Source organism: Sphingomonas sp. PP-F2F-A104-K0414 (assembly GCF_004340945.1).
Taxonomy (GTDB): Bacteria; Pseudomonadota; Alphaproteobacteria; order Sphingomonadales; family Sphingomonadaceae; genus Sphingomonas.
Genome location: NZ_SLYD01000003.1, coordinates 294,721 through 318,220 on the forward strand (window position 1 = coordinate 294,721; position 23,500 = coordinate 318,220).

23 protein-coding genes are annotated in these 23,500 nt (G+C 64.6%); 10 read left to right on the top strand and 13 right to left on the bottom strand.

The genetic code is table 11. From position 1 onward, the window contains the following. The first annotated feature begins 166 nt into the window (after positions 1-166). The gene (locus C8J46_RS08515; protein ID WP_132737525.1) at positions 167-1,312 is read left to right on the top strand and encodes a GGDEF domain-containing protein; all 1,146 of its coding nucleotides are present in this window, start codon (positions 167-169) and stop codon (positions 1,310-1,312) included. A gap of 840 nt (positions 1,313-2,152) precedes the next feature. Here the strand turns inward: C8J46_RS08515 and C8J46_RS08520 are convergent. Further along, positions 2,153-3,448, bottom strand: coding sequence for a hypothetical protein (locus C8J46_RS08520; protein ID WP_132737528.1), 1,296 nt, complete (start codon positions 3,446-3,448; stop codon positions 2,153-2,155). Positions 3,449-3,591: 143 nt separating this feature from the next. After that, entirely contained in the window at positions 3,592-3,882 is a 291-nt protein-coding gene (locus C8J46_RS08525; RefSeq protein ID WP_132737531.1) for a hypothetical protein, read from the bottom strand. Positions 3,883-4,163: 281 nt separating this feature from the next. Here C8J46_RS08525 and uvrA point away from each other — a divergent pair, with 281 nt between their 5' ends. Both uvrA and C8J46_RS08540 read left to right on the top strand, forming a co-directional pair. After that, positions 4,164-7,070, top strand: a complete 2,907-nt coding sequence (uvrA, locus tag C8J46_RS08530; RefSeq protein ID WP_132737534.1) for an excinuclease ABC subunit UvrA — start codon at positions 4,164-4,166, stop codon at positions 7,068-7,070. Between the two features lie 681 nt (positions 7,071-7,751). Further along, entirely contained in the window at positions 7,752-8,324 is a 573-nt protein-coding gene (locus C8J46_RS08540; RefSeq protein WP_132737537.1) for a hypothetical protein, read from the top strand. Between the two features lie 132 nt (positions 8,325-8,456). On the opposite strand, the gene C8J46_RS08545 is transcribed toward C8J46_RS08540, so the two are convergent. Together C8J46_RS08545 and C8J46_RS08550 are read right to left on the bottom strand one after the other, a co-directional pair. Beyond that, the gene (locus C8J46_RS08545; RefSeq protein WP_132737540.1) at positions 8,457-8,786 is read right to left on the bottom strand and encodes a BrnA antitoxin family protein; all 330 of its coding nucleotides are present in this window, start codon (positions 8,784-8,786) and stop codon (positions 8,457-8,459) included. After that, positions 8,746-9,018: a BrnT family toxin gene (locus tag C8J46_RS08550; RefSeq protein WP_132737543.1), complete on the bottom strand. Its 273-nt coding sequence runs from the start codon at positions 9,016-9,018 to the stop codon at positions 8,746-8,748. Before C8J46_RS08550 ends, C8J46_RS08545 begins: the two co-directional genes overlap by 41 nt. A gap of 170 nt (positions 9,019-9,188) precedes the next feature. Between C8J46_RS08550 and C8J46_RS08555 the strand changes: the two genes are divergently transcribed. Further along, positions 9,189-9,518, top strand: a complete 330-nt coding sequence (locus C8J46_RS08555) for a hypothetical protein (RefSeq protein ID WP_132737545.1) — start codon at positions 9,189-9,191, stop codon at positions 9,516-9,518. A 543-nt stretch (positions 9,519-10,061) separates the two neighbouring features. Here the strand turns inward: C8J46_RS08555 and C8J46_RS08560 are convergent. Further along, positions 10,062-10,712 carry a hypothetical protein gene (locus C8J46_RS08560; RefSeq protein WP_132737548.1) on the bottom strand — a complete coding sequence of 217 codons (651 nt, stop codon included), beginning with the start codon at positions 10,710-10,712 and terminating at the stop codon, positions 10,062-10,064. Positions 10,713-10,828: 116 nt separating this feature from the next. Here C8J46_RS08560 and C8J46_RS08565 point away from each other — a divergent pair, with 116 nt between their 5' ends. From C8J46_RS08565 to C8J46_RS08585, 5 genes are all read left to right on the top strand, one after another. Beyond that, positions 10,829-11,803 carry a hypothetical protein gene (locus C8J46_RS08565; protein WP_132737550.1) on the top strand — a complete coding sequence of 325 codons (975 nt, stop codon included), beginning with the start codon at positions 10,829-10,831 and terminating at the stop codon, positions 11,801-11,803. Continuing rightward, positions 11,763-12,212 carry a DUF3597 domain-containing protein gene (locus tag C8J46_RS08570; protein WP_132737553.1) on the top strand — a complete coding sequence of 150 codons (450 nt, stop codon included), beginning with the start codon at positions 11,763-11,765 and terminating at the stop codon, positions 12,210-12,212. Before C8J46_RS08565 ends, C8J46_RS08570 begins: the two co-directional genes overlap by 41 nt. Positions 12,213-12,289: 77 nt before the next feature. Next, positions 12,290-12,703: a glycine zipper 2TM domain-containing protein gene (locus C8J46_RS08575; RefSeq protein ID WP_207894139.1), complete on the top strand. Its 414-nt coding sequence runs from the start codon at positions 12,290-12,292 to the stop codon at positions 12,701-12,703. Between the two features lie 278 nt (positions 12,704-12,981). Then, positions 12,982-13,194: a cold-shock protein gene (locus C8J46_RS08580; RefSeq protein ID WP_031394996.1), complete on the top strand. Its 213-nt coding sequence runs from the start codon at positions 12,982-12,984 to the stop codon at positions 13,192-13,194. Between the two features lie 105 nt (positions 13,195-13,299). Then, positions 13,300-13,530, top strand: a complete 231-nt coding sequence (locus C8J46_RS08585; protein ID WP_056060610.1) for a hypothetical protein — start codon at positions 13,300-13,302, stop codon at positions 13,528-13,530. 384 nt (positions 13,531-13,914) lie between these two features. Here the strand turns inward: C8J46_RS08585 and C8J46_RS08590 are convergent, their stop codons facing one another. The 8 genes from C8J46_RS08590 to hemW all read right to left on the bottom strand — a co-directional run bounded on the left by C8J46_RS08590 (position 13,915) and on the right by hemW (position 22,827). Continuing rightward, a complete protein-coding gene (locus tag C8J46_RS08590; protein WP_132737555.1) occupies positions 13,915-14,889 on the bottom strand; it encodes a cell wall hydrolase in 975 nt (324 codons plus the stop codon). Positions 14,890-15,090: 201 nt separating this feature from the next. Continuing rightward, entirely contained in the window at positions 15,091-17,916 is a 2,826-nt protein-coding gene (locus C8J46_RS08595) for a pitrilysin family protein (RefSeq protein ID WP_132737558.1), read from the bottom strand. Positions 17,917-17,924: 8 nt separating this feature from the next. Further along, positions 17,925-18,122, bottom strand: a complete 198-nt coding sequence (locus tag C8J46_RS08600) for a hypothetical protein (protein WP_197978314.1) — start codon at positions 18,120-18,122, stop codon at positions 17,925-17,927. Beyond that, complete coding sequence (tgt, locus tag C8J46_RS08605; RefSeq protein ID WP_132737561.1) at positions 18,119-19,270, bottom strand: tRNA guanosine(34) transglycosylase Tgt; 1,152 nt, start codon at positions 19,268-19,270, stop codon at positions 18,119-18,121. Before tgt ends, C8J46_RS08600 begins: the two co-directional genes overlap by 4 nt. 1 nt (position 19,271) lies before the next feature. Beyond that, a complete protein-coding gene (locus C8J46_RS08610; RefSeq protein WP_243643286.1) occupies positions 19,272-19,727 on the bottom strand; it encodes an EF-hand domain-containing protein in 456 nt (151 codons plus the stop codon). 8 nt (positions 19,728-19,735) lie between these two features. Further along, positions 19,736-20,761 carry a tRNA preQ1(34) S-adenosylmethionine ribosyltransferase-isomerase QueA gene (queA, locus tag C8J46_RS08615; protein WP_132737566.1) on the bottom strand — a complete coding sequence of 342 codons (1,026 nt, stop codon included), beginning with the start codon at positions 20,759-20,761 and terminating at the stop codon, positions 19,736-19,738. 7 nt (positions 20,762-20,768) lie between these two features. Further along, complete coding sequence (locus C8J46_RS08620) at positions 20,769-21,509, bottom strand: peptidylprolyl isomerase (RefSeq protein WP_132737569.1); 741 nt, start codon at positions 21,507-21,509, stop codon at positions 20,769-20,771. 145 nt (positions 21,510-21,654) lie between these two features. Next, positions 21,655-22,827 (bottom strand): radical SAM family heme chaperone HemW, encoded by a 1,173-nt coding sequence (gene hemW / locus C8J46_RS08625; protein WP_132737572.1) that lies wholly within the window; start codon positions 22,825-22,827, stop codon positions 21,655-21,657. Positions 22,828-22,870: 43 nt separating this feature from the next. On the opposite strand from hemW, the gene C8J46_RS08630 reads away from it, so the two are divergent. Beyond that, positions 22,871-23,428 (top strand): CAP domain-containing protein, encoded by a 558-nt coding sequence (locus C8J46_RS08630; protein ID WP_132737574.1) that lies wholly within the window; start codon positions 22,871-22,873, stop codon positions 23,426-23,428. Positions 23,429-23,500 lie beyond the last annotated feature (72 nt).

A 23,500-nucleotide genomic window follows, 5' to 3' on the forward strand; every position in this document is an offset into this window, starting at 1 on the left:
CGTCGCGCTAACGACCTCTCGCCCAAGCAATACCGCGCGCGCACCCCGCGCACCCCCCGAACACTCCAACCCCCAATCTCTAAACGTCCGCCGTTCCACCCAACCCAAACGAATCCTTAGCAAAGCCAGCCTATTAGCCGCCTAACGAACGAACAAGCAGGTGTCCGTGGCGCTCGATCTCACTACCCTTTACGTGGTTGCCGCGCTTGGCATGCTGGTGGCGGGGTTCGTCCACCTCGTGCCGGTGGCGACGGGGCGGTTCGGCACATGGGCGCTGCTATGGGGCGCAGGCCATCTCGTCGTCGGGTTCGGCACGATGATGGCGGTCCTGAACGACAGTATCGGCATCGCCTGGGCGCCGAATACCGGCAATCCCGCCGCGGTGATCGGGTATGCGCTGATCGCCGGTGCCGTGCTCCGGTTCGCTCGGCCCGAGGCTCGCCTGACGCCGCTTTTGGGAATTGCCGCCATTTTGGCCGTACCCTTGGTGTTTAGTGACGATCCCGCACATTTTCACCTCCGCGTCGCCTATCTCAGCGTCGTTCGCGCGAGCTTCGACGTGGTCGTCGTCATTGCTGCATTCCACCTGGCGCGGCGTGAATCACTCCAGACCGGCTGGATCGTGGCGGCTCTGTTCGCGATCACCGTGCCGCTCTTTCTCGGTCGCGCCTGGCTCGCCTATCACGATCGGATCGGCACGCAACTGACCGGCATGCACGATGGTCTCGCTGCTTGGCTCGCCGCAGGCCAAATCGCCTTCATCATCTTCCGCACCTTCTCGCTGCTGATCCTGCAAGCAGAGCGCGGCCAGACCGCCCTGCGCGACCAGATGGAGCGCGATCAGCTTACGGGTGCACTCAATCGCGCAGGCCTCGACCGCGTTAGCCGGACATTTGACCCGCAGACACCGCTCGCAGTCATGATGTTGGATATCGATCGGTTTAAAGCATTGAACGATACGCTGGGCCATGCCGCAGGCGACGCGGCGTTGTGCACGTTGGCAGACATTGCGAGGGCGGCGCTCGGTCGGAACGGTCATCTGGTTCGATGGGGTGGCGACGAGTTCGTCTGCCTGCTGCCCTATGCCGCTGTCGATCAGGCCATCACGCTGGGCGATGCCATCGCCGCGGAGTTTGCCTTGGCCATGCAACGCGACGCACCGGCGGCGGGTGCGATCGGTGTCAGCATCGGTACCGTCGTCGACGTCTGGGCTGGCCAGATTGCCGATCTGATCTCACGCGCCGACGCCGCAATGTATCGTGCCAAACGCGCGGATCGTCGCACACCGTTCGGGTACGAGAAGGCTGCCTGACGACACTGCGGCTTGACCAAGCCGCAGTCTGATTGTGACTACGCCAGCAATATCGGGCCGCAGGATGGGCTAAGATCAACGGGAAGGCGGCGTTTCCCTGTCCGGCTTGGCGCCTGCCCGGCTTGCGAACCCGGCAAATAGCCGTTCGAGTCCACCAGCGACGCTGTCGAGGACCTTTGCCATCTCGGGCGACATCGCAGGTGCGTCGCCGCGGGGCGGTTCGGGGGTATCTCCCGCGAACGGACCGGATCCTGCATTTGGTTCGGCTGTTGCAGGCTCCGGGTCCGGCGAACCTTGCTTGACGGTATCAGCATGGCCCGATCCCTGCCCGGGAGAAGACTTGTCAGCATGGGATGCAGCGACGTCGTCGGTCGCCCCAGTTGCGTGTGCGGCAGAAGCGGGGGCGGGGGGCGACGATCCAGCCCGGGACGGCGATCCGCCTCCACATGCCTGGTCCGACCCTGGCGAAGCAGGCCGCTCTCCCGTCGATCGCGTACCCTTGCTGGCGATCGCCGCGGCCGCCGCCATGAGCCCAGCGGCGAGGACCTGACGCCCGGCGCCCTTTGCCAGCACGCCGAGAACGATGTCCCGTCCTACCGGACTAGCCATGCTTTCGATCAGCGTGTTTCCCGTCTTTCGAAGGTCTTTCGGGATCTTCACGCCGCCGATCCGCTTGGGAATCCTGGCTGTCTTCGTCTTTGCCATATCAGTCTCTCACGCTGTGTCTGATATAGATAAGACACCGGACCTAGAGTGCAACACACGCGCTCAGCGGATCGGCTCCGTCGATGCTCCTGCGATTGCGGGCGCAGGGCGTTCATTAGTAAATCCGATCGGGCGTTACGACCCGAACACGCTGAACGGGACGCCGACGAACAGGCCAAGCGTAAAATCGTCTTCGCGGCCACCGGTGCCGTCGCGACGGTTCAGATAGACACCGCGTACGCCGCCGCGCAGCTTGCCGGTGCCGTCGCCGACGAAATACACGGGCACGTCCAGCGAAAAGGCCTTGGACTTCAGATCGACGCTGACCTGCGGCGCGATCGCCAGCGTCGCGAACTGTCCGACCGCTGCGCCAAAGCCATGCCGCGCTTCGACTGCGACGATCGCCTTGTCCTTCCGCACCGGTGCGCCGTCCGCGTTCGTCAGGCATTGCGTCTGTGGTGTCGTGATCGGTTGGCAGAGCGTCACCGGATCGTTTTCGGCATAGCGGCGGCCATACGTGAAGGACCCGGTCAGCGCCGATTGGCCCAGTCCGAGTAGGACACCGCCAAACGCGGTGGCCTTGAAACCCAGCCTCGACTGGTCGCGGGTCGTGAATGCGGCGCGATCGAGATAGGTAAAATCGATCTGGCTCGCCGCCACTCGCACACCATAAAAATCGACGTTTCCGGGCAACGCGGCCTTGATCATCGAGCGCAGCCCTTGCGGATAATAGCGTAAGACAAACATCGATACGCCGGTCGGAAAGCTATAGGGATCGCACAGCTGGGCCACGTCGTCCTTGTCGCCATTCGCGTTCAGGCAACTCTCCCGCGCACGCTCGACCTCTGGCTTTTCCGTACCATTCAAGTCCGCCTCGGTTGAATAATGGATATAGGATAGGGCGATCTCGGTGCCGCCCGAAAACCCGTCCAAACCTAATATCTTCGCTTCATGGCTCGAATCGAGATCGCTCGCGGCGGTGATCGTCAGATGATCGGCTGCCAGCCGCTTCCCGGTCTGCACACCGCTGATGTCGAGCGTCCAGGACAGGCTCGCGATCTTGTCCTCGCTTGATGCGATGAATTGCAGATCGGGCGTTGGGCTGGATTTCAGGAAGCGGTCATTGGGCCCGTTTGCGGAGCCGGATTCGACCGCTTCCACAGCCAGAAGCCTGTTGTCCGCGATATGATCGACGATCATGTTTCCAATTGTCGATCGCTTGCCCTGCGCATTGGCTCCCGTGACGACGGGCGCATCGGCCCCCGGCACGACCTTACCCACGGCCCCAGACGTTACCGACGATGCATCGGCCGTCATGCCGCTGGCGATCAGGCGCAGGTCCCGCGCCGCCGCCTCGGCAGCCCCGGCGGCTCGCGTCGCCGCCTGCGCCGCGCGCTCAACTGCGGCGAGTGCGCGGTGGTAATCTGCCATCGTCGGCGCCGTGACAGGCTCTGCCGGTTTAGCGCCGGCCGCAGCGGGTGTGGGAGGCGAAGACTGTGCCCAGGCATCGCCATGTCCCGCCAGGCCAATGGCGAAAGCGAGAGCATTGATCGCACGCATCCGGACCGGCAGCATCAGCGCACGTCGATCAGGAAAGCATCATAGGCCTTCCCGAGTGGGGGCGGGATCGTCGATGCATCGCGGGTATAGATCGCCGCGCCGTTGCGCAGGATTTCGACCTTCATGGTGGCACCGGGATCACCGATCATCACCCATTCGAGCAATTTCTTGCGGTCAGGTACGGCCTTGAAGATACCTTTGCCGCCGCTCGTCGCGACGGGTTGCCCGTCGAAGGCAAAGCCATAATCGGCGATGCCGTTCAGATGCGACACTACGATTTCGAGGACTATGCGCAGATCAGCCATGAAAATACTGCCCCTGTAGGGCCGAACGGGCGAGGACCGCGTCGAGTGTGCGGTGGGTCGAGGGTCGGCCGGTAAAATACACGCGGCACGCTACGAACTGGACGCCCTGTGGAGCGTTGACCCGTGGATACCCTATTCACCGCCAATCACAGCGGCGAGATAGGTCCGTTTCGGGGATTTGGCATCGAACGCGTAACGGACGTGGTGCGCTGGCGGAATCCCGTTGCCGTTCCTATCTCCCGCACTGGCATCCGGCCAAGAACAGAAGTAGAACTCACCTTATGCTGACCAAGATTTCCGTACGCGGCGCGCGCGAGCACAACCTCAAGGACGTCGACATCGACATCCCCCGCGACACGCTGACGGTGATCACCGGGCTGTCGGGTTCCGGCAAGTCCTCACTCGCGTTCGACACGATCTACGCCGAGGGCCAGCGCCGCTACGTCGAATCGCTCTCCGCCTACGCCCGCCAGTTCCTCGAACTGATGCAGAAGCCCGACGTCGACCACATCGAGGGCCTCTCGCCCGCAATCTCGATCGAGCAGAAGACCACGTCGCGCAACCCGCGCTCGACCGTCGCCACCGTCACCGAAATCTACGACTACATGCGCCTGCTCTGGGCGCGCGTCGGCATCCCGTACTCGCCTGCCACCGGTGAGCCCATTGCCGCGCAGACCGTGTCGCAGATGGTCGACCGCGTCATGGCGCTCCCCGAAGGCACGCGCCTGTACCTGCTCGCCCCCGTCGTCCGCGGCCGGAAAGGCGAGTACCGCAAGGAACTCGCCGAGTGGCAGAAGGCGGGCTTCGCGCGCGTCCGGATCGACGGCACGATCCACGACATCGACGAAGCCCCCGCGCTCGACAAGAAGTACAAGCACGACATCGAAGTCGTCGTCGACCGCCTGGTAGTAGGCGGCGAGATCGCCACGCGCCTCGCAGAGTCGTTCGAAACCGCGCTGAAACTCGCCGACGGCCTAGCCTATGTCGACCCGGCCGACCCGGTCGAACCGCACACCCCCAAATCCGAAATCCTCGGCAACAACGCCCCAGACGGCCGCATCGTGTTCAGCGAGAAATTCGCCTGCCCGGTCAGCGGCTTCACCATCTCCGAGATCGAGCCACGCCTGTTCTCGTTCAACGCCCCCCAAGGCGCGTGCCCGGCCTGCGACGGCCTCGGCGAGAAACTGCTGTTCGACGAAGACCTGGTCGTCCCCAACCACATGCTCAGCATCAAGAAGGGCGCGGTCGTCCCCTGGGCGAAATCCAACCCGCCGTCACCTTACTACATGCAGGTCCTCGGCAGCCTCGCGCGCGAGTTCAAGTTCGACATCGAGACGCCCTGGTCCGACCTCCCGCCGGAGGTCCAGAGCGTCATCCTGCACGGCTCGAAGGGCAAGCCCGTCACGCTCACCTTCATCGACGGCAAGAAGAAATACGACGTCAGCAAGCCGTTCGAAGGCGTCATCGGCAACCTCAACCGCCGCATGCTCCAGACCGACTCCGCCTGGATGCGCGAGGAACTGAGCAAGTACCAGTCCGCCGCCCCCTGCGAAGTCTGCGGTGGCGCGCGCCTGAAACCCGAAGCGCTCGCGGTCAAGATCGCGATGAAGGACATCTCCTACGCCACGCATCTCTCGGTGGTCGACGCGCTGCAGTTCTTCACCGACATGCCACAGCACCTCGGCGACCAGCAGAACGCGATCGCCGAACGCATCCTGAAAGAGATCGTCGAGCGTCTGGGCTTCCTCAACAATGTCGGCCTCGACTACCTCAATCTCGACCGCACCAGCGGCACGCTCAGCGGCGGCGAAAGCCAGCGCATCCGCCTCGCGTCGCAGATCGGCAGCGGCCTGTCCGGCGTGCTCTACGTCCTCGACGAGCCCTCGATCGGCCTGCACCAGCGCGACAACGACATGCTCCTCAAGACGCTCCGCCGTCTGCGCGATCTCGGCAACACCGTGCTCGTCGTCGAGCATGACGAGGACGCGATCCGCACCGCCGATTACATCATCGACATGGGCCCCGGCGCCGGCGTCCGCGGCGGCCAGGTCGTCGCGCAGGGCACGCTGAAGCAGATCCTCAAGTCGAAGGGCAGCATCACCGCCGACTATCTCAACGGGACCCGCGAAGTCCCGGTCCCGGCCACGCGTCGGAAAGGCAACGGCAAGAAGCTCACCGTCCACAACGCGGTCGCCAACAATCTGCGGGGCGTCACCGCCAGCTTGCCGCTCGGCACCTTCACCTGCATCACCGGCGTCTCCGGCTCGGGCAAGTCGAGCTTCACGATCGACACGCTCTACGCCGCCGCCGCACGCGAACTGAACGGCGCGCGCATCGTCCAGGGCAAGCACGACAAGATCACCGGCCTCCAGTATCTCGACAAGGTCATCGACATCGACCAGTCGCCGATCGGCCGCACCCCGCGCAGCAACCCCGCCACCTACACCGGCAGCTTCACGCAGATCCGCGACTGGTTCGCCGGTCTGCCCGAATCGCAGGCGCGCGGCTACAAGCCCGGCCGCTTCAGCTTCAACGTCAAGGGCGGCCGCTGCGAGGCATGCCAGGGCGACGGCGTGCTCAAGATCGAGATGCACTTCCTCCCCGACGTCTACGTCACCTGCGACGTCTGCCACGGCGCGCGCTACAATCGCGAGACGCTCGAGGTGAAGTTCAAGGGCCATTCGATCGCCGACGTGCTCGACATGACGGTCGAGGACGCCGCCGAGTTCTTCAAGGCGGTCCCCCCGATCCGCGACAAGATGGCGATGCTGGTCGAGGTCGGCCTCGGCTACGTCAAGGTCGGCCAGCAGGCGACGACGCTCTCGGGCGGCGAAGCGCAACGCGTCAAGCTCGCCAAGGAACTCTCACGCCGCGCCACCGGCAACACGCTGTATATCCTAGACGAACCCACCACCGGCCTCCACTTCGAGGACGTGCGGAAATTGTTGGAAGTCCTCCACGCGCTGGTCGAGCAAGGCAACACGGTCGTCGTGATCGAACATAATCTCGACGTCATCAAGATCGCCGACTGGGTCCTCGACCTTGGCCCCGAAGGCGGCGTCAAGGGCGGCGAGATCGTCGCCGAAGGCACGCCGGAGAAGGTCGCGAAGGCCAAGGGCAGCTTCACGGGGAAGTATCTGGCGCCGTTGCTGGAGAAGCGGATGGTGGCCGCTACAAAAATAAATTAGATCGAAATGTCGTCAAATCGAGTCTTATGTCGACTATTGAACTGGTAGCCTTAAAGATAATGGCATCTCAGATTTTTTTAACGGGGGCGATGGCGTGGCAGGTCTAAGAGTTTTCGTATCGTCGACATGCGTTGATTTGGAAGCCTATAGATTCCAAATTAGAGGGCTTCTTGCTAGACTTGGCTACGAGCCTCTAATGAGTGACCATTCCGAGATTTTATACGACCCAGGCCTTCATACGCATGCAAGTTGTCTGCGCGATGTTCAGGGTGCTGATCTTGTAATACTATTGATAGGGTCGAGACTCGGGGGCACGACGGCTACACAGGCAATGCCTCTTATCGATTTCGACCAAGCAACACGGGGCTCTGGCAGTACTACGTTACTCAACGAAAAAAATAAAATATCGATTACTCAGGCCGAAGCAATTCAGGCTTCAAATAATGATATACCGATATTTACATTCGTCGACAGTAAAGTTTACGCTGATCACCATATATACCAAGCAAACAAGGATAACCCTTCACTTTCTCAGATAAAATTTCCATCAATCCAGAAGCAGGACTCTGCAAAAATATATTCGAATTCATAAATTATCTTTCGCATCGATCATTTAATAATTCCATTATAACCTTTCAATCTTTTGCGGAAATTGAGGATCATTTGCTAAAGCAGTGGTCATTGCTGTTCCAGCGTATACTTCAAGAGCGCAAAGAAAGGGCGGGGGATAATAAAAAATCTATCGATATCGTTGGCAGGATTGAGGAGCTAAAATCGGCCGTGTTGCAGGCGCTGCCGAAGGGCCGAGAGAGAGACGTTGCAAGAGCGGTCGTGCGATATCGAAGATTGGCGGATTTTATCACGCGTCTTGCAAGTGCAATTGGTTACAAAGGGATTGCGCAATTCTCGGGATCATATCGCGAATTATTGAATGAAATGGGCGTAGTCGATCTTGTGTGGGATGATGAAGCAAATTCCCCGTATTATATGATCGCTATTCTAACTGACGGGGGCTTTGTGGGTTGCCACGAATATCTGTATCCTGAAGTTGATGACTTCGCCCAAGTCTGGAAAAGCTTTGTCTCTTTAGAAGATAGTATAAGGGAGGCAGTAATCGACGCGGCTGGGGAAATGGCTAACGACGAAAGCGAGTTCGAGAAACGGACAGAAAGTCTGGCCGATTATCACAATACTATCAGAGAAGCGGATGCCGCTGAGTCGGTCGTGAGGCGACGAGTGCGGAGATTAGAGTAGGAGTAGAATAATGTTGTCCGGTATTCTGTAAATAGTCTCCTAATTTAAAGATGGAAGGATTTTAGTATTACCGTGCCGATGCGGTGTTTTCGCTAAATAATCGCCTCCCTAAGTGTAGAGAAACTTCTTAATTTAATCATATCTGCGACTCGAAGAAGGCTGCTTCAAGTTGAGCGCATCACGCAATGCCGCATTGATCCGCCCCTGCCACCCCGGCCCGCCCTCGCGAAACTTCGCCAGCACATCCGGGTCGAGCCGCAACGTCACCTGCTGCTTGGCCCGGTCGCGCAGTGGCGGGCGGCCCTTCACGACGCCGTTCGGCCCCAGATAGCCCGTCGCCGGCCGGATCACCTTCCCGCCGACCGCTAGCTCGGCGTGTTCGAACATCTCGTCCGTCCACTCCGGCGCGTCGTCGTTCGGATCAAGCGAGGTAGCGTTCAAATCGCGTGCGTTCTCGGGCATTGGCCTTCCTCATTGATATGACGCGCCGACCATCTTCGGCATCGACCCATATTACCACGACCATGCGATCTTCGAGCATGCCGATCGTCGAATAGCGCCGCTCGGGATACGCGACGCGCTCGTCCTCGAACTCGAACACCGTCCCCGCAAACACCTTGCCCGCATCGGCGAAGTCCAGACCTCGCTCCGCCAGCGTCCAAGCGCGCTTTACCGGGTCGAAGCTGATCTCCACATCCGGCCCTTTATGTAACTACAACAATGTGACCGTCAATGAGAGCATAGCGCGTCATCACACCCAGCAAGGGTAATCGCATCGGTAACGGACGCATCTAGGTCGCGGGTGCCCGGCGGAACCCCTGCCACCGACCGTCCGTTTCCGAGGCTGCATCAAAGGACATTCCCATGACCAAGCCTCACCCGCAGAAGCCAGCCCCCAGCCCCAAGCCAAACGCCAAGACGTTCGGCATCAACGCGCTGTCGATCGGGGCCGCGGCGATCGGTCTCGGGGGTGCGTTGCTGGCGGTGTTCCTGCGCTCGAAGGCCAACCCCGCAGAGCATGCCGCGCCCGATCTCGCGCTCGACAAGCCCCGCCCGGGTGCGACCGATCGCGCGCCGGACGCCTTCCGCCCCGATCCCACCGCGGTCCCCACCAAGGCCGAGCGCGAGTCGCTCCGCCCCGCCACCGGCCCGGCCCCGTCATTCGCCGCGGATCGCGGTTCGACGCTCGGCTGAGACGCCTTCCTGATCCTCCCCCGCTAGGGGGAGGTGGCTGGCGCTTGCCAGACGGAGGGGGAGGGGGCGATCACCTTCGTTGCGTGTCCTCCCCCTCCGTCACCTGCGGTGCCACCTCCCCCTGGCGGGGGAGGATCGGAATGGCCCGACGGCCTACGTCGGTTCTGACGCCAACCCTCGCGCCGTCACCCCGGACTGGTTCCGGGGTCCACGGTTCCCCGAACTCGATAGGGGCGACGTGCGGAACGGTGGAACTAGGCTCTCCTGAGCAAGGCTGAAGGGTCCGGCATGACGGGGAGGGCGTAACCCCCATCCTCGTTCTCCTGCGAAGGCAGGAGCCCAGGATCAAGCAGGGCAGCGATCGTGGCTCCTGGGCCCCCGCGTGCGCGGGGGAACAGATCGCAGTCCAGGCACCGAGCCATCCTGCACCCAACCCCCGAAACCGCTGTCCTACACACCCCGATCCGGCATACCTGATCGGTCCTCTCCGCAACGAGGATCGATCATGGCGAACGCACCCACCCCGGCCGACCCGCCCCCATGCTACATCGCAACGCGCGCCACGCCCGCACCCCGGCCCCGGTACGAACCCCCGATCCCCGACCATCTCCCCGACGCGGACCGCCACGTCATGGCTTGGCAAGCGCATGTCGACGCCGGCCGGATCGGCGCCCGCATCCCCGTATCGCCCGAGATCGCCGCCAACCGCGACCGCTGGATCGCGCTCGCCCGGACCATGCGCAAGTGACCGCCGCTCTCCAGGACCACGGCCTCGACCAAGCCACCGAGCAACCCGGCGAACCCGAAGCCCCCTCGCAAACCGCCCCCGATCACCCCGTACCCCCGCAAGCCGATCCCGCCACGCAAGCCGAGAACGCCCCGCGCGCCTACATCCCGGCAACCCCGACCCGCTACACCCAGCGCAGCGACGGCTGGACCCCGGATCGCCAGCGCGGCTTCCTCGAACGCATCGCCGAGGGCGCCACCGTCGACGAAGCCAGCGCCAGCGTCGGCCTCTCGCCCGGTGCCGCCTACACGCTGCGTCGCCGCGCGACGGGCGCTGCGTTCGCGCTCGGCTGGGACGCCGCCAAGCTCGTCGCGCGGCCGATCGTCGCCGAAACGCTGTTCCTCCGCGCGATCGCCGGCCAGACCGAGCGCGTCACCAGGCCCGACGGCGAAGTGATCGAGCGCCACCGCTACGACAACCGCCTCGCCATGTCCTTGCTCAACCGCCTCGATCGTCCCCTCGCTGCTCGCAGCGATACTGCGAATGGGCCGACGCCACCGAGACCGCCAACGCCGCCACTCGCATGGTCGCCGCCGAGTTCGACGCCTTCCTCGACATCATCGGGCGCGACGCCGGCCCCGCCCGCGCCGGCCTGTTCCTCGGCGAACGTCTCGACGCCGACGCCATACAGGCGGGGGCGGGGGCGGGGCCAGGAACGGGATCAGCCCCGAGCGCAGCCGAAGCGGCAATGGCGCCGATCCTCGCGCTCGCCCGCGCCGACCGCTGGCTGCGCAGCGCCGCCGGCGTCGCCTCCGGGATCGACGTCAGCGATCTCGATCCCGCCGCCCGCGCCGGCTGGACCGCCGCGCAATGGTCGCGCGCCGAAGCCGCCGGACTGCTGCAACTGGCGCCGGAACCCGCGCCCGAACCGGCACCCGATCCGGTGCTCGATCCGGACCTGAAGCCCGCTGTCGAAAACGCGCCAGCGTCTGCACTTCCTGTACTTCACTTTGACCAGGATGGTCGCGACGGCGTTCATCCGGTCTGGTTCGACTCGATTTCGCAGGGCTGGCGAACCTGTTTTCCGCCGCCGGATCCGTATTTCAACACCGAAGACGGCCTGTTCGGCGAAGACACGTACAGCCGCGAGTGTTTGGACGAAGAGGCGATCATCCTCGACGCGCCACGCGACCGCGAGATCGCCGAGCGGACGATCACCGAGGGCGTCGACCGCGATACATGGTTCGTCGCCTATGCGATCGGCGGCGGTCTCGTCGACGAAGCGGGCGCCGAGGCGGCCGGCGCCACCGATGCGGATCGCATCACCACGTTGGCGGCTAGCTTCGATCCTCTCGGCTGCGACGAACCGGTCGCACCGGCGCCCGGCGCGTGCGCGGGTCTCGATCCCGTCCAGTCGCAGCGCCCGGACGTTCCGTCGCCCCCGGTCGCGGCGCCTGCACCCAAATCCCCGATCGGGCGTTCTCCCGCCGTCAGACTCTTATACGACAGGGACCCCCATGAGCATCTTCAGCAAGATCAAGTCCGCAATCTTCGGTGAGAAGGGCCCGCTCGGCAGCGGCCATTTCGGTACGCCCAAGGCCGACGCGCCCGCACCAGCGCCTGCGCCGCAGACCACTGCCGCACAGCCCGCGCCGACGCCAACGCCCGCCGCCCCGACTCCGCAGGCCGCGCCCGCAGCGCCGGCCCAGGCTGTCGACGTCGAGGCCGTCCTCTCGGGCATCGCATCGAAGAAGGGTTCGGACCTCAACTGGCGCACCTCGATCGTCGACCTGATGAAGCTGCTCGATCTCGATTCGAGCCTCGACAACCGCAAGGAGCTCGCCACCGAGCTCGGCTATACCGGTGCGAAGGACGGCAGCGCCGAGATGAACATGTGGCTGATCAAGGCCGTGATGCGCGAGCTGGCAAAGAACGGCGGCACCGTGCCGGCCAATCTCAAGGATTGAGCCGCAATCGGCGCCGGCAACCAAACCCCGGCGCCGATCATTACGCCTTCAGTATCAACCCACTGAAAGGACACGAAATGCGCGTTGCGATGCTGGGCCTGCTGGCCGCCTCTACCCTGGTTGCCGGCTGCGTCGGCGACGGAGGCAGCCGCTACGGCGTCGACCCGCGCTATCGCTCCTACGACTATAACCGCGTCGACCCCGCGTACGGCGGCTACGATGCCGGTCGCTATTACCGTGACGATGCACGGTATCGCGAGCGCCGCCTGTCGCGCAACGACCGCGTCTATCGCGGCAATGACGGCCGCTATTATTGCCGCCGCAACGACGGCACCACCGGCCTGATCGTCGGCGGAGTCGCGGGCGGCGTGCTCGGTAACGTCATCGCTCCCGGCGGCTCGGGCCTGCTCGGTACCGTGCTCGGTGCAGCCGGCGGCGCGCTTGCCGGCCGTGCGGTGGATCGCTCCAGCAACGACACGCGTTGCCGTTAAATTCCTCGACCGGCGCCGAAATATCGGCGCCGGTCGTGCTAAATTCTCGCCGTTGATGGCGGCGCGCACGAAAATATTATCTGCGATAATCGACGCAGTTCTTGACCCATTTTACCGGCAAGATTTGCAATTCAGGCGGTCTTGGCCCATATAGCGATCAGCTACAGTCGCATATCGACGGTTCTTGGCGCTTTGCGGCACCTTTCTCCTTCTTTCCCTGCTCCGCGGCACGGGTCGCCCGAACGTCGGGTTACTCTCTACTAAGAAGGAGCCACTTCATGGCTATCACCGGAACCGTCAAGTTTTTTAACGCCGACAAGGGCTATGGCTTCATCGCGCCGGATGGCGGCGGCAACGATGCATTCGTGCACATCACCGCGGTTGAGCGCGCCGGCATGCCGACGCTGAACCAGAACCAGCGCGTCACCTACGAGCTCGAGCCCGACAAGCGTGGCAAGCAGTCGGCCGTGAACCTCCAGCCAGCCGATTGATCTCGCTGGCGGATTACGGTCCGCCAACCTGATCTCGGTTGCGATGCGGCGGCCATAACGGTCGCCGTATCACCCCTTTGAAATTTCCCGCAGGAGCGCACCAGCATGGCCGATAATCCAGAATTTTACCGGGCCCGCGCTGATGAAGAGCGTCGCAACGGCGATGCCGCCCTCCTCGACAACGTCCGCGATCGCTGCCGTCGCGCCGAAAAGGCTTGGGACGACATGGCCTCACGCGCCGAACGCACCCAAATCCTCCGCGCCGCTCGCGAAGCTGCCCCTCCCGGTGGCGAGCGCATGATGATCGGCACCCCGTCGATGGTCCCCGCTGAATAAGTGCGTACGGATCTCGGTTGAGGTAAATTGAACCCGGGTGCAGCGATGCGCTCGGGTTTTGCTTTGGTAGCTCGGAAGTAAAAAGCCAAAAATGGGTTCGCGCAGAGGCGCAGAGGCGCAGAGAGCGCGGAGGTTCCAGCCGAACCGGAGGTTCCCCAAACTCTGGTAACGCCAGCTCCATCACCCCGAGCGAACCACCTCAGCGTCCTCTGCGCCTCCGCGCGAACCAATCTTCTGTCAGACTGAGCGGCACTGCGGTGACCACCGGAAGCTGAACGAGCATTCTCCCTATCTCAACAGGGGGAGGAGCGCCCGCAGCGAAGTTCGGCAGCAAGGTTGGGGGGCGTTCAGAACGCCCTAGTCAGGTGAAGATCGACGCCGCCGCTATTTCAGCGGCTTACCGGAGTCTTTCCACCGGTCGAGGATTTGCGATTCAGGTGGCAGCATGTCAGCGGCAACGGCGGCAGTCGTCTTGGCGTAAGCGGGCTTGGCGTCGGCAACCACCACCGGTGCAGACGGTGCAGAGACCGTAACCGCCGCCGCCGTTGCCGCGGCGATCATTTGCGGCGTCGGCGTCGAGGGAGTGATCGGCTGCACCATCATGTGCGGTCCCGGCAGCGGTTCGCCCCCTGCATAGCGTTGGGTGAACGCCGCCGAGGTGCCCCAATACCCCTTCCAGCGATGGAAGAAATGCGCGCCGACCACGTCGGTCATCACCATGCTGCGGTTCCATGCCGGCGTCACCGCATAGGTATGGTAATGCGTTGCGAGCCCGACCGGCGCGTAGACATAGCCCGCGAGCGCCATGCCCGCCGCCCGCGCCGCGCGCAGCCACGCCGCCCGCGCCGGGATACGCGCCATCGCCCCGTCGCAGGCGAAGCTGAACTGGCAGCCGGCATGCTCGGAGCCTTGGTACACCACGCCGCATACCGTCCCTGGAAAGGCAGGATGGCGCGCGCGGTTGAGGATGACCTGCGCCACCGCCTGCTGCCCTGAATCGGGTTCGGAGGCGGCTTCGTAGTAGATTGCGGCGGTCAGGCACTGGATCGCGCGGTCGCGGTCGATCGCCGACGCGCCCGCCATCGAGAAGGGCCGCGCCGGGACCACGCCGGCATCGAGCGCCGCCCCGGCTGGAATCGGCAAGGCGGGCAGGTCGATCGTGCCGGTGACACCGCTCGCAGGTGCCGCGATTTCCTGATCGGGGGAGGGGGCCGAGACCGATACGGGCGTCGCCGTGGCGACCATCGCCCGGTCCCGCGCGGCATTCCGGGCAGAGATCCCGCGCAGCGCGGCGTGCGCAGACATGCCGGCGCCGATCACCAGCACCGTGGCGACCATCGCCAACCAGATGCGATGCATCGCCCGAACCGTCTGCACCCGAACGCGCACCGTGCTACCTCGAAATCTGCTCACGGGGGAAATGCCCCGACGAGCATGAAGATTCCGTGTAGCCGATATCGCGCGCAGGATCGCGCACCGATTCAGTCCGTCCCACCGCGGGACGATCGTCCCAATCGGCAGCGGGATGCTACACGAGGCGGTGCGTTCAGGCGGAGATCGTCAGCGCAAGTTTGCGGTATCGAGTTTCAAGGCAGCTTCGGGGATCACCTCGACGTTCGGATAGGCCTTGCGCAAGGGTTCGATGAACTGCTTGGCGTCGCCGACCACGACGATGCTGGCCGCTTTCGGGTCGAGCAACGCGACCGCAGCGGCCTGCACCGACGCCGGATCGACCGCACCGACCGCACCGGTATAGCGTTGCAGTTCGCCCAGCGGCACGCCGTTCTGGACATACGCCCCGAGGATCCCGGCAACCCCCGACGTCGTCTCGATTCCACGCCCGAAATTGCCGACCAGCACCGCCTTGCGCGTGTCGAGTTCAGCGGCAGGGACGGGGGCGGACCCCATTCGCGTCATCTCGGCGGCGATCAGCGTCACCACCTCGGCGGCGGTCGGGTTCTTGGTCTGCGTCCGCGCCGCGACGGTGCCCTGCGTCTTGCCCGCATCGAGCCCGCTGCCCGCGCCATAGGCCAGCCCGCGCTTGATCCGGATTTCCTGGTTCAACCGCGACGAGAAGCCCCCGCCAAGCACCGTGTTGCCGACCGCCAGAGGATAATAGCGCGGATCGTTCCGCGCGATTGCCGGCCGCGCCACCACGACGCCCGCCTGACCCGCTTCGGGCATGTCGACGACGATCACGCGAGGCTTCGGGTAGGTGACCTGGGGCGCCGCGGCCGCCACGACGCTGCCCGACGTCCACCCGCCGAACTGTGCCTCGGCAAGCGTCTTCGCCTGCGCCGCGGTGACGTCGCCGACCATGATCAGCGTCGCCTGACCCGGCTGGAAACTCCGTGCATACGCCGCAGTGATGTCATTTCGCGTGATCGCCTTGAGCGACAACGGTGTGCCTCCGTTCGGTGCGCCATAAGGCGACGCGCCGAGGACGGCCCGATCCGCGACGAGCCCCGCGACCTGCGCCGGGTCCTTCAACGCCAGTGTCACTGCGTCGATCTGTTGCGTCCGCGCACGCTCGATCTCCTCGGACGCAAACGCCGGGTTGATCGCGACATCCGCGAGGATCGCCATCGCCGGTGCGAGCTGGTCCGACTTCACCGTCACGTCGACCGCTGCGCCATCGCTGCCAGCCGAACTGCCGATTGAGCCGCCAAGCCCCTCGACCGCCCGCGCGATCTGCGTAGCCGAGCGCGTCTTCGTGCCCTTGGTGAGCAACTCCGCCGACAGACTGCTGACCCCTGCGCGGTTCGCCGGATCGGTCGCCGCGCCGCCCGCGGTCACCAGATAGGCGGTAACGATCGGCAGGTCGTGTCGCTCGACCGTCACCAGCCGCATGCCGTTCCTAAGCCGCGTCTCCACCGGCTGCGGGATCGTCGGCGATACCGGTGCGCTAGGTGCTGGCGGCCGGACGCGCTGGCCTTCGGACGCAGGCGTCACGATCTCGATATTCGCAGGCGCCTTCAGGTCGGCAACCTGCACGGTCGGCGCTATCGCGATCGTATCGGTAACGCCGGCCGCAGGCTTGGCGGCAAGCGGCATGTACCGGATCGTCGCCGACTGGCTCTCGCCCAGATATTTCCGCGCCACGCGCTGGATATCCGCCGCCGTTACCCGTGCAATCGCCGCAAGTTGCTTGTCCGCAGCTTGCGGATCACCGTCGACCAGCACCGCGGACGCCAGCGTGCTCGCCTTACCCTCGGCGGTCTCGCGCGACTGGATCGACTGGGTCAGAATCTCATTCTTGGCCTCGGCCAGTTCGGCGGCGGTCACCGGCGTATCGCGGAACCGCGCGATCTCGCGCTTCAACGCGGTTTCGCCCGCCTCGACCGTCTTGCCGCCCGCAAGGATGGCGTAGACGACCATGTTGCCGGTCGCCTGCTTGGTATCGAGGAACGCCTCGGCCGACTGCGCGAGCTGGTCACGGTACACGACGCTCTCGTACAGCCGCGAACTCTCGCCCGTCGCCAGCACGGCCTTCAGCACCATCAGCGCGGGAATGTCGGCGTCGCGATCCGGCGGCAGGTGATAGCTGACCAGCACCGCGGGCAACGGCGTGTTCGGTTCGTACACCGTCCGCGTGACGGCCTTGGTCCGCGCGGGCTCCGCTACCGTCACGCGCGGGATCGCTGCGGTCGGCTTCTTGATGCGCGCGAAATACTGGTCGACCCAGCCGTTGAGCTGCGCCGGATCGAAATTGCCGGACACGACGAGGATCGCATTGTCGGGTCGGTAATAGGTCGCATGGAACGCGCGGACGTCGTCGATCCCGGCCGCTTCCAAATTCTCGAGGCTGCCGATCCCCGGCCGTGCGTAGGGATGAACCTGATAGGCGAGCTCGGGATAGTAGATCGAGAACAGCTTGCCGTAAGGCTGTGCGAGTGTCCGCTGGCGCAGTTCCTCCTTCACCACGTCGCGCTCCGAGCCGAAGCTCTTCGGCTCGACGACGAGGCTCGCCATCCGGTCGGCTTCCGCGAACAGCAGCCGCTGGAGGTGGTTGGCGGGGATCACCTCATAGTAATTGGTGTAGTCGTCGTTGGTCGACGCGTTGTTGTAGCCGCCGACATCCTCGGTCAGTCGGTCCATCTGCTCCGACACGAGGTTGCGCGTCGACTTGAACATCAGATGTTCGAACATGTGCGCAAAGCCGGACTTGCCCTTGGGGTCGTCCTTCGAGCCGACGTCGTACCAGACCTGCACCGATACGTTCGGCGTGCCGGTATCGCGGATAGCATAGACACGCAGGCCATTCGGCAGCGTGCGCTCGGTATAGGCGATCGGCTTGACCGAAACCTGGGTGGGAGCGGTCTGCGCCACCGCCGCTACGGAGAAACATGCTGCGGTCAGCAGCAGCGCGGAGCGGAGGAGGCGCATCTGGATCCTTACTTGTTGCGGTTCGCGAACAATACGGCGCCCGCGATCGCCGCCGAGCCGATGCCGACGCCCAGACCGATCTTCGCGAGCGGCCAGCTCTTGGCCTTCTCCGCGGCGTTGTGCGCCGCGGCCTCGGCCTGCAGCTTCGCCTCCTTCGCGGCGGCGAGGATCTCGTTCGGGGTGTCGCTGTCGATCTTGATGGTCACTTGGGCTCTCCTTCACTCTTCCGGGCATACACGCCACGGAAATCATTCGCGAACTGCGTCAGCGCGCCCGAGGCGATCGCCGCCCGCAGATCCGCCATCAGCGTTTCGTAGAACCAGATGTTATGCTCCGTCATGAGCATTGCGCCAAGCATTTCGCCCGACCGGACGAGGTGATGCAGATACGCCCGACCCCAGGTCGCGCAGACCGGGCAGGGGCAGGCGGGGTCGAGCGGCCCCATGTCCTCGGCGAACTTCGCATTGCGGATGTTGATCGGCCCGGTCCGCGTGAACGCCTGGCCGGTCCGCCCGGACCTAGTCGGCATCACGCAGTCGAACATGTCGATCCCGCGCTCGACCGCACCGACGATGTCGTCGGGCTTGCCGACGCCCATCAGGTAGCGCGGTTTGTCCACCGGCAACTGGTCCGGCGCGAAGTCGAGGCACCCGAACATCGCCTCCTGGCCTTCGCCGACCGCCAGCCCGCCGACCGCATAGCCGTCGAAGCCGATATCGATCAGCGCATCCGCCGACGACTTCCGAAAGCCTTCGTTCAGCGCACCCTGTTGGATCCCGAAGATCGCGTTGTTCTCGGCATGCGCTTCGCCGCTATCGAACGCCGCGCGCGACCGCTTCGCCCAGCGCATCGATCGCTCCATCGCCGCCGCCTGCACCTCTCGCGTTGAGGTCGTCGGCACGAGTTCGTCGAACGCCATGACGATGTTCGAGCCGAGCAGCCGCTGGATCTCGATCGACCGCTCGGGGCTGAGCAAATGCCGCGTGCCGTCGAGATGCGACTTGAACGACACGCCCTCCTCGGAGCGCTTGGTCAGGTCGGCAAGGCTCATAACCTGATAGCCGCCGGAATCGGTCAGGATCGGTTTCGACCATCCCGAGAACGCGTGCAGCCCACCCAGCTGCGCAACCCGCTCCGCACCCGGCCGCAGCATCAGATGATAGGTGTTGCCGAGGATGATGTCCGCGCCTGCACCGACCACGTCGGCGGGCTTCATTCCCTTGACGGTCGCGGCGGTGCCGACCGGCATGAACGCCGGCGTGCGGATGTCGCCGCGCTGCATCGCGATGACGCCGGTGCGCGCCTTGCCGTCTGTGGCGGCAATGGTGAAGTCGAAGCGGGGACGGGTGGTCATATTACTTTTTCTTGCGGATGCCGTAGCGATCGCCGACCGGCGCGCCGCGGATGATGATGAGTTCGGCGCGAGTCAGCACGCCGTCCTTGTCGCGGTCGAACCGCGTGAAGAACTGCGCGAACCGCGCCTGGAGTTCGGCGAGCGTGATTCGGTTATCGCCGTCGCGATCGATTTCGAACGGGCTCGGTAACGCGTTGCGATCGCCTAGCCAAGCTTGTGCCCAATCCGCGTAGGCGATGTACCCAATAGAGCCGGTCGAAGCGCCCTCGGCAGTGGCGTAGCTGCGCGCGACGCACGCGGTCAGCTCGGCCTGCGTCACGCGGCCATCGCCATTCGCGTCGCACGCGGCGATGAACAGCGCGGCAGGCTCGGCGAAGATCGTCGCGGGCGGCTGCGGCGTGCCGGCGGGCGGCGGTGCGGCGACGATGGCCTGGAGCAGGGCGAAAGCAAGCAGCATGCCGCCCGTCATGGCAGCAGAAGCGAGGCGTCGCCATAGCTGTAGAAGCGATACTTTTCAGCGATCGCATGCGCATACGCCGCCTGCATCCGCTCGCGACCCATCAGTGCCGACACCAGCATGAACAACGTCGAGCGCGGCAAATGGAAATTGGTCATCAAGCCATCGATGCCGCGGAACCGATAGCCCGGCGTGATGAAGATCGCGGTGTCGCCGTCGAACGGCCGGATCACGTCGTCCTCGCCGGTCGCGCTCTCGATCAGCCGCAGCGACGTCGTCCCGACCGCGATCACACGACCACCGTTCGCGCGAACCGCGTTGAGCCGATCGGCGGTCGCGGCATCGATCCGACCCCATTCCGCGTGCATCTTGTGCTCAGTCGTGTCGGTCGCCTTGACCGGCAGGAACGTTCCCGCACCGACATGCAGCGTCAGCGTCGCATGCTCGATTCCCGCCGCCTCAAGCGCCGCCATCAGCTTCGGTGTGAAATGCAGCGCCGCCGTGGGCGCGGCGACCGCCCCCGGCTCGGACGCGAACATCGTCTGGTAATCGTCCGCATCGCGTTCGTCGGTCGGGCGTTTGCCGGCGATATACGGGGGCAGGGGCATATGGCCCGCGCGTTCCAGCAACAGCTCGACCGGCTCGTCACCCGCGAACACCAGCGCGTAGCTGCCATCGTCCTCGCGATCGACCGCCGCCGCGCTGACGTCGTTGCCAAAGTCGATCACGTCGCCGTCACGCAGCCGCCGCGCGTTGCGGATGAACGCGCGCCATCGCCGCGGCCCCTCGCGCTTGTGCAAGGTCGCGCCGATCTTCGCGTCGCCGCGCCGCCCGTCCAACTGCGCCGGGATCACGCGCGTATCGTTGAACACGAGCATGTCGCCGCGCCGCAACAGCGACGGCAGGTCGGACACGCCCGCATCCAGCGTGCGATCACCTTCGAGCACCAGCATCCGCGCAGCATCGCGCGGCGCCGCGGGGCGTAGCGCGATGTTGTCGGTCGGCAGGTCGAAGTCGAAAAGGTCGACGTTCAACGGAGTCTCACTTCTTGGCGGGGGCCTTCTTGGCCGCAGGCTTGGCAGTGGGCGCCTTGCGAGCAGCTGGCGCGAGCTTGGGCGCTGCCGCGTTCGGACCAGACGCCGTTCCCGGCAACGTCACCGGCGCACCCAGCGCAGGGGCGGGCGGGCCAGCGACATACGCCGGGGGATTGTCCGCCGCGATATACGCATGGACGATCCGCGACGGGTTCGCCGGCGGCTCGCCGCGCTGGATAGCGTCGACATACTGCATCCCGTCGATCACGCGACCGAACACGGTGTACTTCTTGTCGAGGCTCAGGCGCGGCTGGAAGACGATGAAGAACTGGCTGTTCGCACTGTCCTCCTTGTCCGACCGTGCCGCCGACACTGCGCCGCGGACATGCGGCAGGTAGTTGAACTCGGCCTTGAGATCGGGGAGCGTCGAGCCACCGGTGCCGTCGCCCTTGGGATCGCCGCCCTGCGCCATGAAGCCGTCGATCACGCGGTGAAACGCGAGGCCGTCATAGAAATGCTGGCGGGTCAGCGTCTTGATCCGCTCGACCATCAGCGGCGCGACATCGGGCCGCAGCCAGATCGTCACGCGCCCACCTGTCGACAGGTCGAGCAGCAGCAGATTCTGCGTATCCGTGGTCAGCGGCGGCGTCGCGCGAACGGCAGGCGCCACGACTTCCTTCTTCTGCGCCGCGACCGGCACCGTGACCAGGCACCCGAGCAACGCGAACATTCCGACGAAAAAGCGCATCAAATTCCCACTCGCAAGAGGCCCGGCGCAACCGGGCTGCCGCCACTTAGAGCAAATCCCCGCTTGCGCCAATCTGAACGTGACCGCGTCTCGGACGCCGACGAGGCAGGTTCGAAGGTGACGGGTCAGGTTTGAGGGCGACGGGTCAGGCGGTGACGATCTCGGGCAGGATCGCGTCGAGCAGCAACGCGCCCGCGTCGGTGACGCGCAGTCGACCGGGGGTATGCACGATCAAACCAAGAGCCTCGAGCCGTGCCACTGCGGCGATATCCACCGGCACGATGCTGTCGTTGAGCGCGGTGATGCGGTCGAGATCGACGCCTTCCGCGAGCCGCAATCCCATCAGCAAAGCCTCGGTAGCGCGCGTCGATGGCGTCAGTGGATCCTCGATTTCCATGCCGTGACCATTGCGCTCGATCGCGGCCAGCCAGTTCTCCGGCTTCTTGCGCCGCACCGTCGCCAGCCCGCCCCGCCGGCCATGCGCACCCGGCCCGATCCCGGCATAATCCTGGTAGCGCCAGTATGCGAGATTGTGGCGGCTCTCCGCTCCCAGTCGCGCATGGTTCGACGTCTCGTACGCGGGCAATCCGGCCGCTGCGGTATCGGCACGCGTTGCCTCGAACAGATCCGCCGCCGAGTCGCCGTCCGGGATCACGATCCGTCCCGCCAAAGCCTCGGTGGCGAACCGCGTGCCGGCTTCGATCGTCAGCTGGTACAGCGAGAGATGCTCCGTCCCCAGGCTGAGCGCGCGCGCCAGTTCAGCGCGCCAATCGTCGAGCCGCTGGCCGGGGAGCGCGTAGATCAGGTCGAAACTCACGCGCGGGAATACGCTCTGCGCGGTAGCGAGCGCGGCTTGGCCCTCGTTCACGTCATGCGCGCGGCCGAGGAATTTCAGCGCTTGGTCATCGAGTGATTGTAGCCCGAGAGACACTCGGTTCACGCCAGCGTGCGCCAGGTCCGCAAATCGCGCTGCCTCGACCGAAGATGGGTTTGCCTCCAGGGTGATCTCGATCCCGTCAGCGAATCCCCAAGCCTTCTCCGCTGCATTCAGCACGGCAGCCACGGTCGAGGGCGGCATCAGCGAGGGCGTGCCACCGCCGAAGAAGATCGACTGCAACTTGCGCCCCGGCAACACCCGCGTTTCATGCGCGAGGTCGGTGAGCAGCGCATCCCGCCAGGCTGCCTGGTCGACCTCTTCGCGGACATGGCTGTTGAAGTCGCAATACGGGCATTTCGACACGCAGAACGGCCAATGGACGTAGAGCGCGAGGTCGCCCGGGGAATCAGAGCGGGGGCTTGGTGTTTCGAAGACGGGCATTATCTCGCGCATATGGTCGCACGGAGCGGTCGAAGGAAGCGCAATGACGGCACGGATGGGTTTGGCGATCGTCGGGGCGTTGTTGCTGGCAGGCTGTGCGCAGGGACCCGAGCGAGTCGTCGAACCGCGCGAATCGATGGCGCCGGCATCGCGCGGGGCGAGCCTGCTCAAGACCGCGATGATGGACGGCCACAACGCCGCACGCGCTGCCGTCGGCGTGGCGCCGCTGACCTGGAGCGACACGCTGGCCACCACCGCCCGCGCCTATGCCGAGGAGATGGCGCGCACGCGGAAATTCGCGCACGCCCCGCAACCGCAGGGCATGACGCGCGAGGGCGAGAATTTGTGGACAGGTACGCGCTACGCCTATGCGTACACGGAGATGATGGGACACTGGGTCGCCGAGAAGCGTGATTTCATCAACATGCCTACGCCCGGATTCAGCCGCACCGGCAAATTCGAGGACGTCGCGCACTATACGCAGATCGTCTGGCGCGGCTCGACCCAGGTCGGCTGCGCGATGGCGAGCAACAAGACCGACGACTATCTGGTGTGCCGTTACTCCCCGCCCGGCAACGTGTTCGGCGAGCGCGCTTATTGATCTGAAGCAAGCTGGTAGTTCTGGAGCGGTGGTATTTTATTAAGTGGTTTCGGCTAACCTGCTTTAATGAAA

What these genes read in the sequence shown, in the direction of transcription:
- C8J46_RS08620 (WP_132737569.1), bottom strand. Translation starts at nt 21,509, where the DNA reads ATGCGCTTTTTCGTCGGAATGTTCGCGTTGCTCGGGTGCCTGGTCACG.
- C8J46_RS08565 (WP_132737550.1), top strand. Translation starts at nt 10,829, where the DNA reads ATGGTCGCCGCCGAGTTCGACGCCTTCCTCGACATCATCGGGCGCGAC.
- C8J46_RS08630 (WP_132737574.1), top strand. Translation starts at nt 22,871, where the DNA reads ATGACGGCACGGATGGGTTTGGCGATCGTCGGGGCGTTGTTGCTGGCA.
- C8J46_RS08585 (WP_056060610.1), top strand. Translation starts at nt 13,300, where the DNA reads ATGGCCGATAATCCAGAATTTTACCGGGCCCGCGCTGATGAAGAGCGT.
- tgt (WP_132737561.1), bottom strand. Translation starts at nt 19,270, where the DNA reads ATGACCACCCGTCCCCGCTTCGACTTCACCATTGCCGCCACAGACGGC.
- C8J46_RS08525 (WP_132737531.1), bottom strand. Translation starts at nt 3,882, where the DNA reads ATGGCTGATCTGCGCATAGTCCTCGAAATCGTAGTGTCGCATCTGAAC.
- C8J46_RS08545 (WP_132737540.1), bottom strand. Translation starts at nt 8,786, where the DNA reads ATGCCCGAGAACGCACGCGATTTGAACGCTACCTCGCTTGATCCGAAC.
- C8J46_RS08610 (WP_243643286.1), bottom strand. Translation starts at nt 19,727, where the DNA reads ATGCTGCTTGCTTTCGCCCTGCTCCAGGCCATCGTCGCCGCACCGCCG.
- uvrA (WP_132737534.1), top strand. Translation starts at nt 4,164, where the DNA reads ATGCTGACCAAGATTTCCGTACGCGGCGCGCGCGAGCACAACCTCAAG.
- C8J46_RS08520 (WP_132737528.1), bottom strand. Translation starts at nt 3,448, where the DNA reads ATGGCAGATTACCACCGCGCACTCGCCGCAGTTGAGCGCGCGGCGCAG.
- C8J46_RS08580 (WP_031394996.1), top strand. Translation starts at nt 12,982, where the DNA reads ATGGCTATCACCGGAACCGTCAAGTTTTTTAACGCCGACAAGGGCTAT.
- C8J46_RS08575 (WP_207894139.1), top strand. Translation starts at nt 12,290, where the DNA reads ATGCGCGTTGCGATGCTGGGCCTGCTGGCCGCCTCTACCCTGGTTGCC.
- C8J46_RS08595 (WP_132737558.1), bottom strand. Translation starts at nt 17,916, where the DNA reads ATGCGCCTCCTCCGCTCCGCGCTGCTGCTGACCGCAGCATGTTTCTCC.
- C8J46_RS08555 (WP_132737545.1), top strand. Translation starts at nt 9,189, where the DNA reads ATGACCAAGCCTCACCCGCAGAAGCCAGCCCCCAGCCCCAAGCCAAAC.
- C8J46_RS08570 (WP_132737553.1), top strand. Translation starts at nt 11,763, where the DNA reads ATGAGCATCTTCAGCAAGATCAAGTCCGCAATCTTCGGTGAGAAGGGC.
- hemW (WP_132737572.1), bottom strand. Translation starts at nt 22,827, where the DNA reads ATGCCCGTCTTCGAAACACCAAGCCCCCGCTCTGATTCCCCGGGCGAC.
- C8J46_RS08590 (WP_132737555.1), bottom strand. Translation starts at nt 14,889, where the DNA reads ATGCATCGCATCTGGTTGGCGATGGTCGCCACGGTGCTGGTGATCGGC.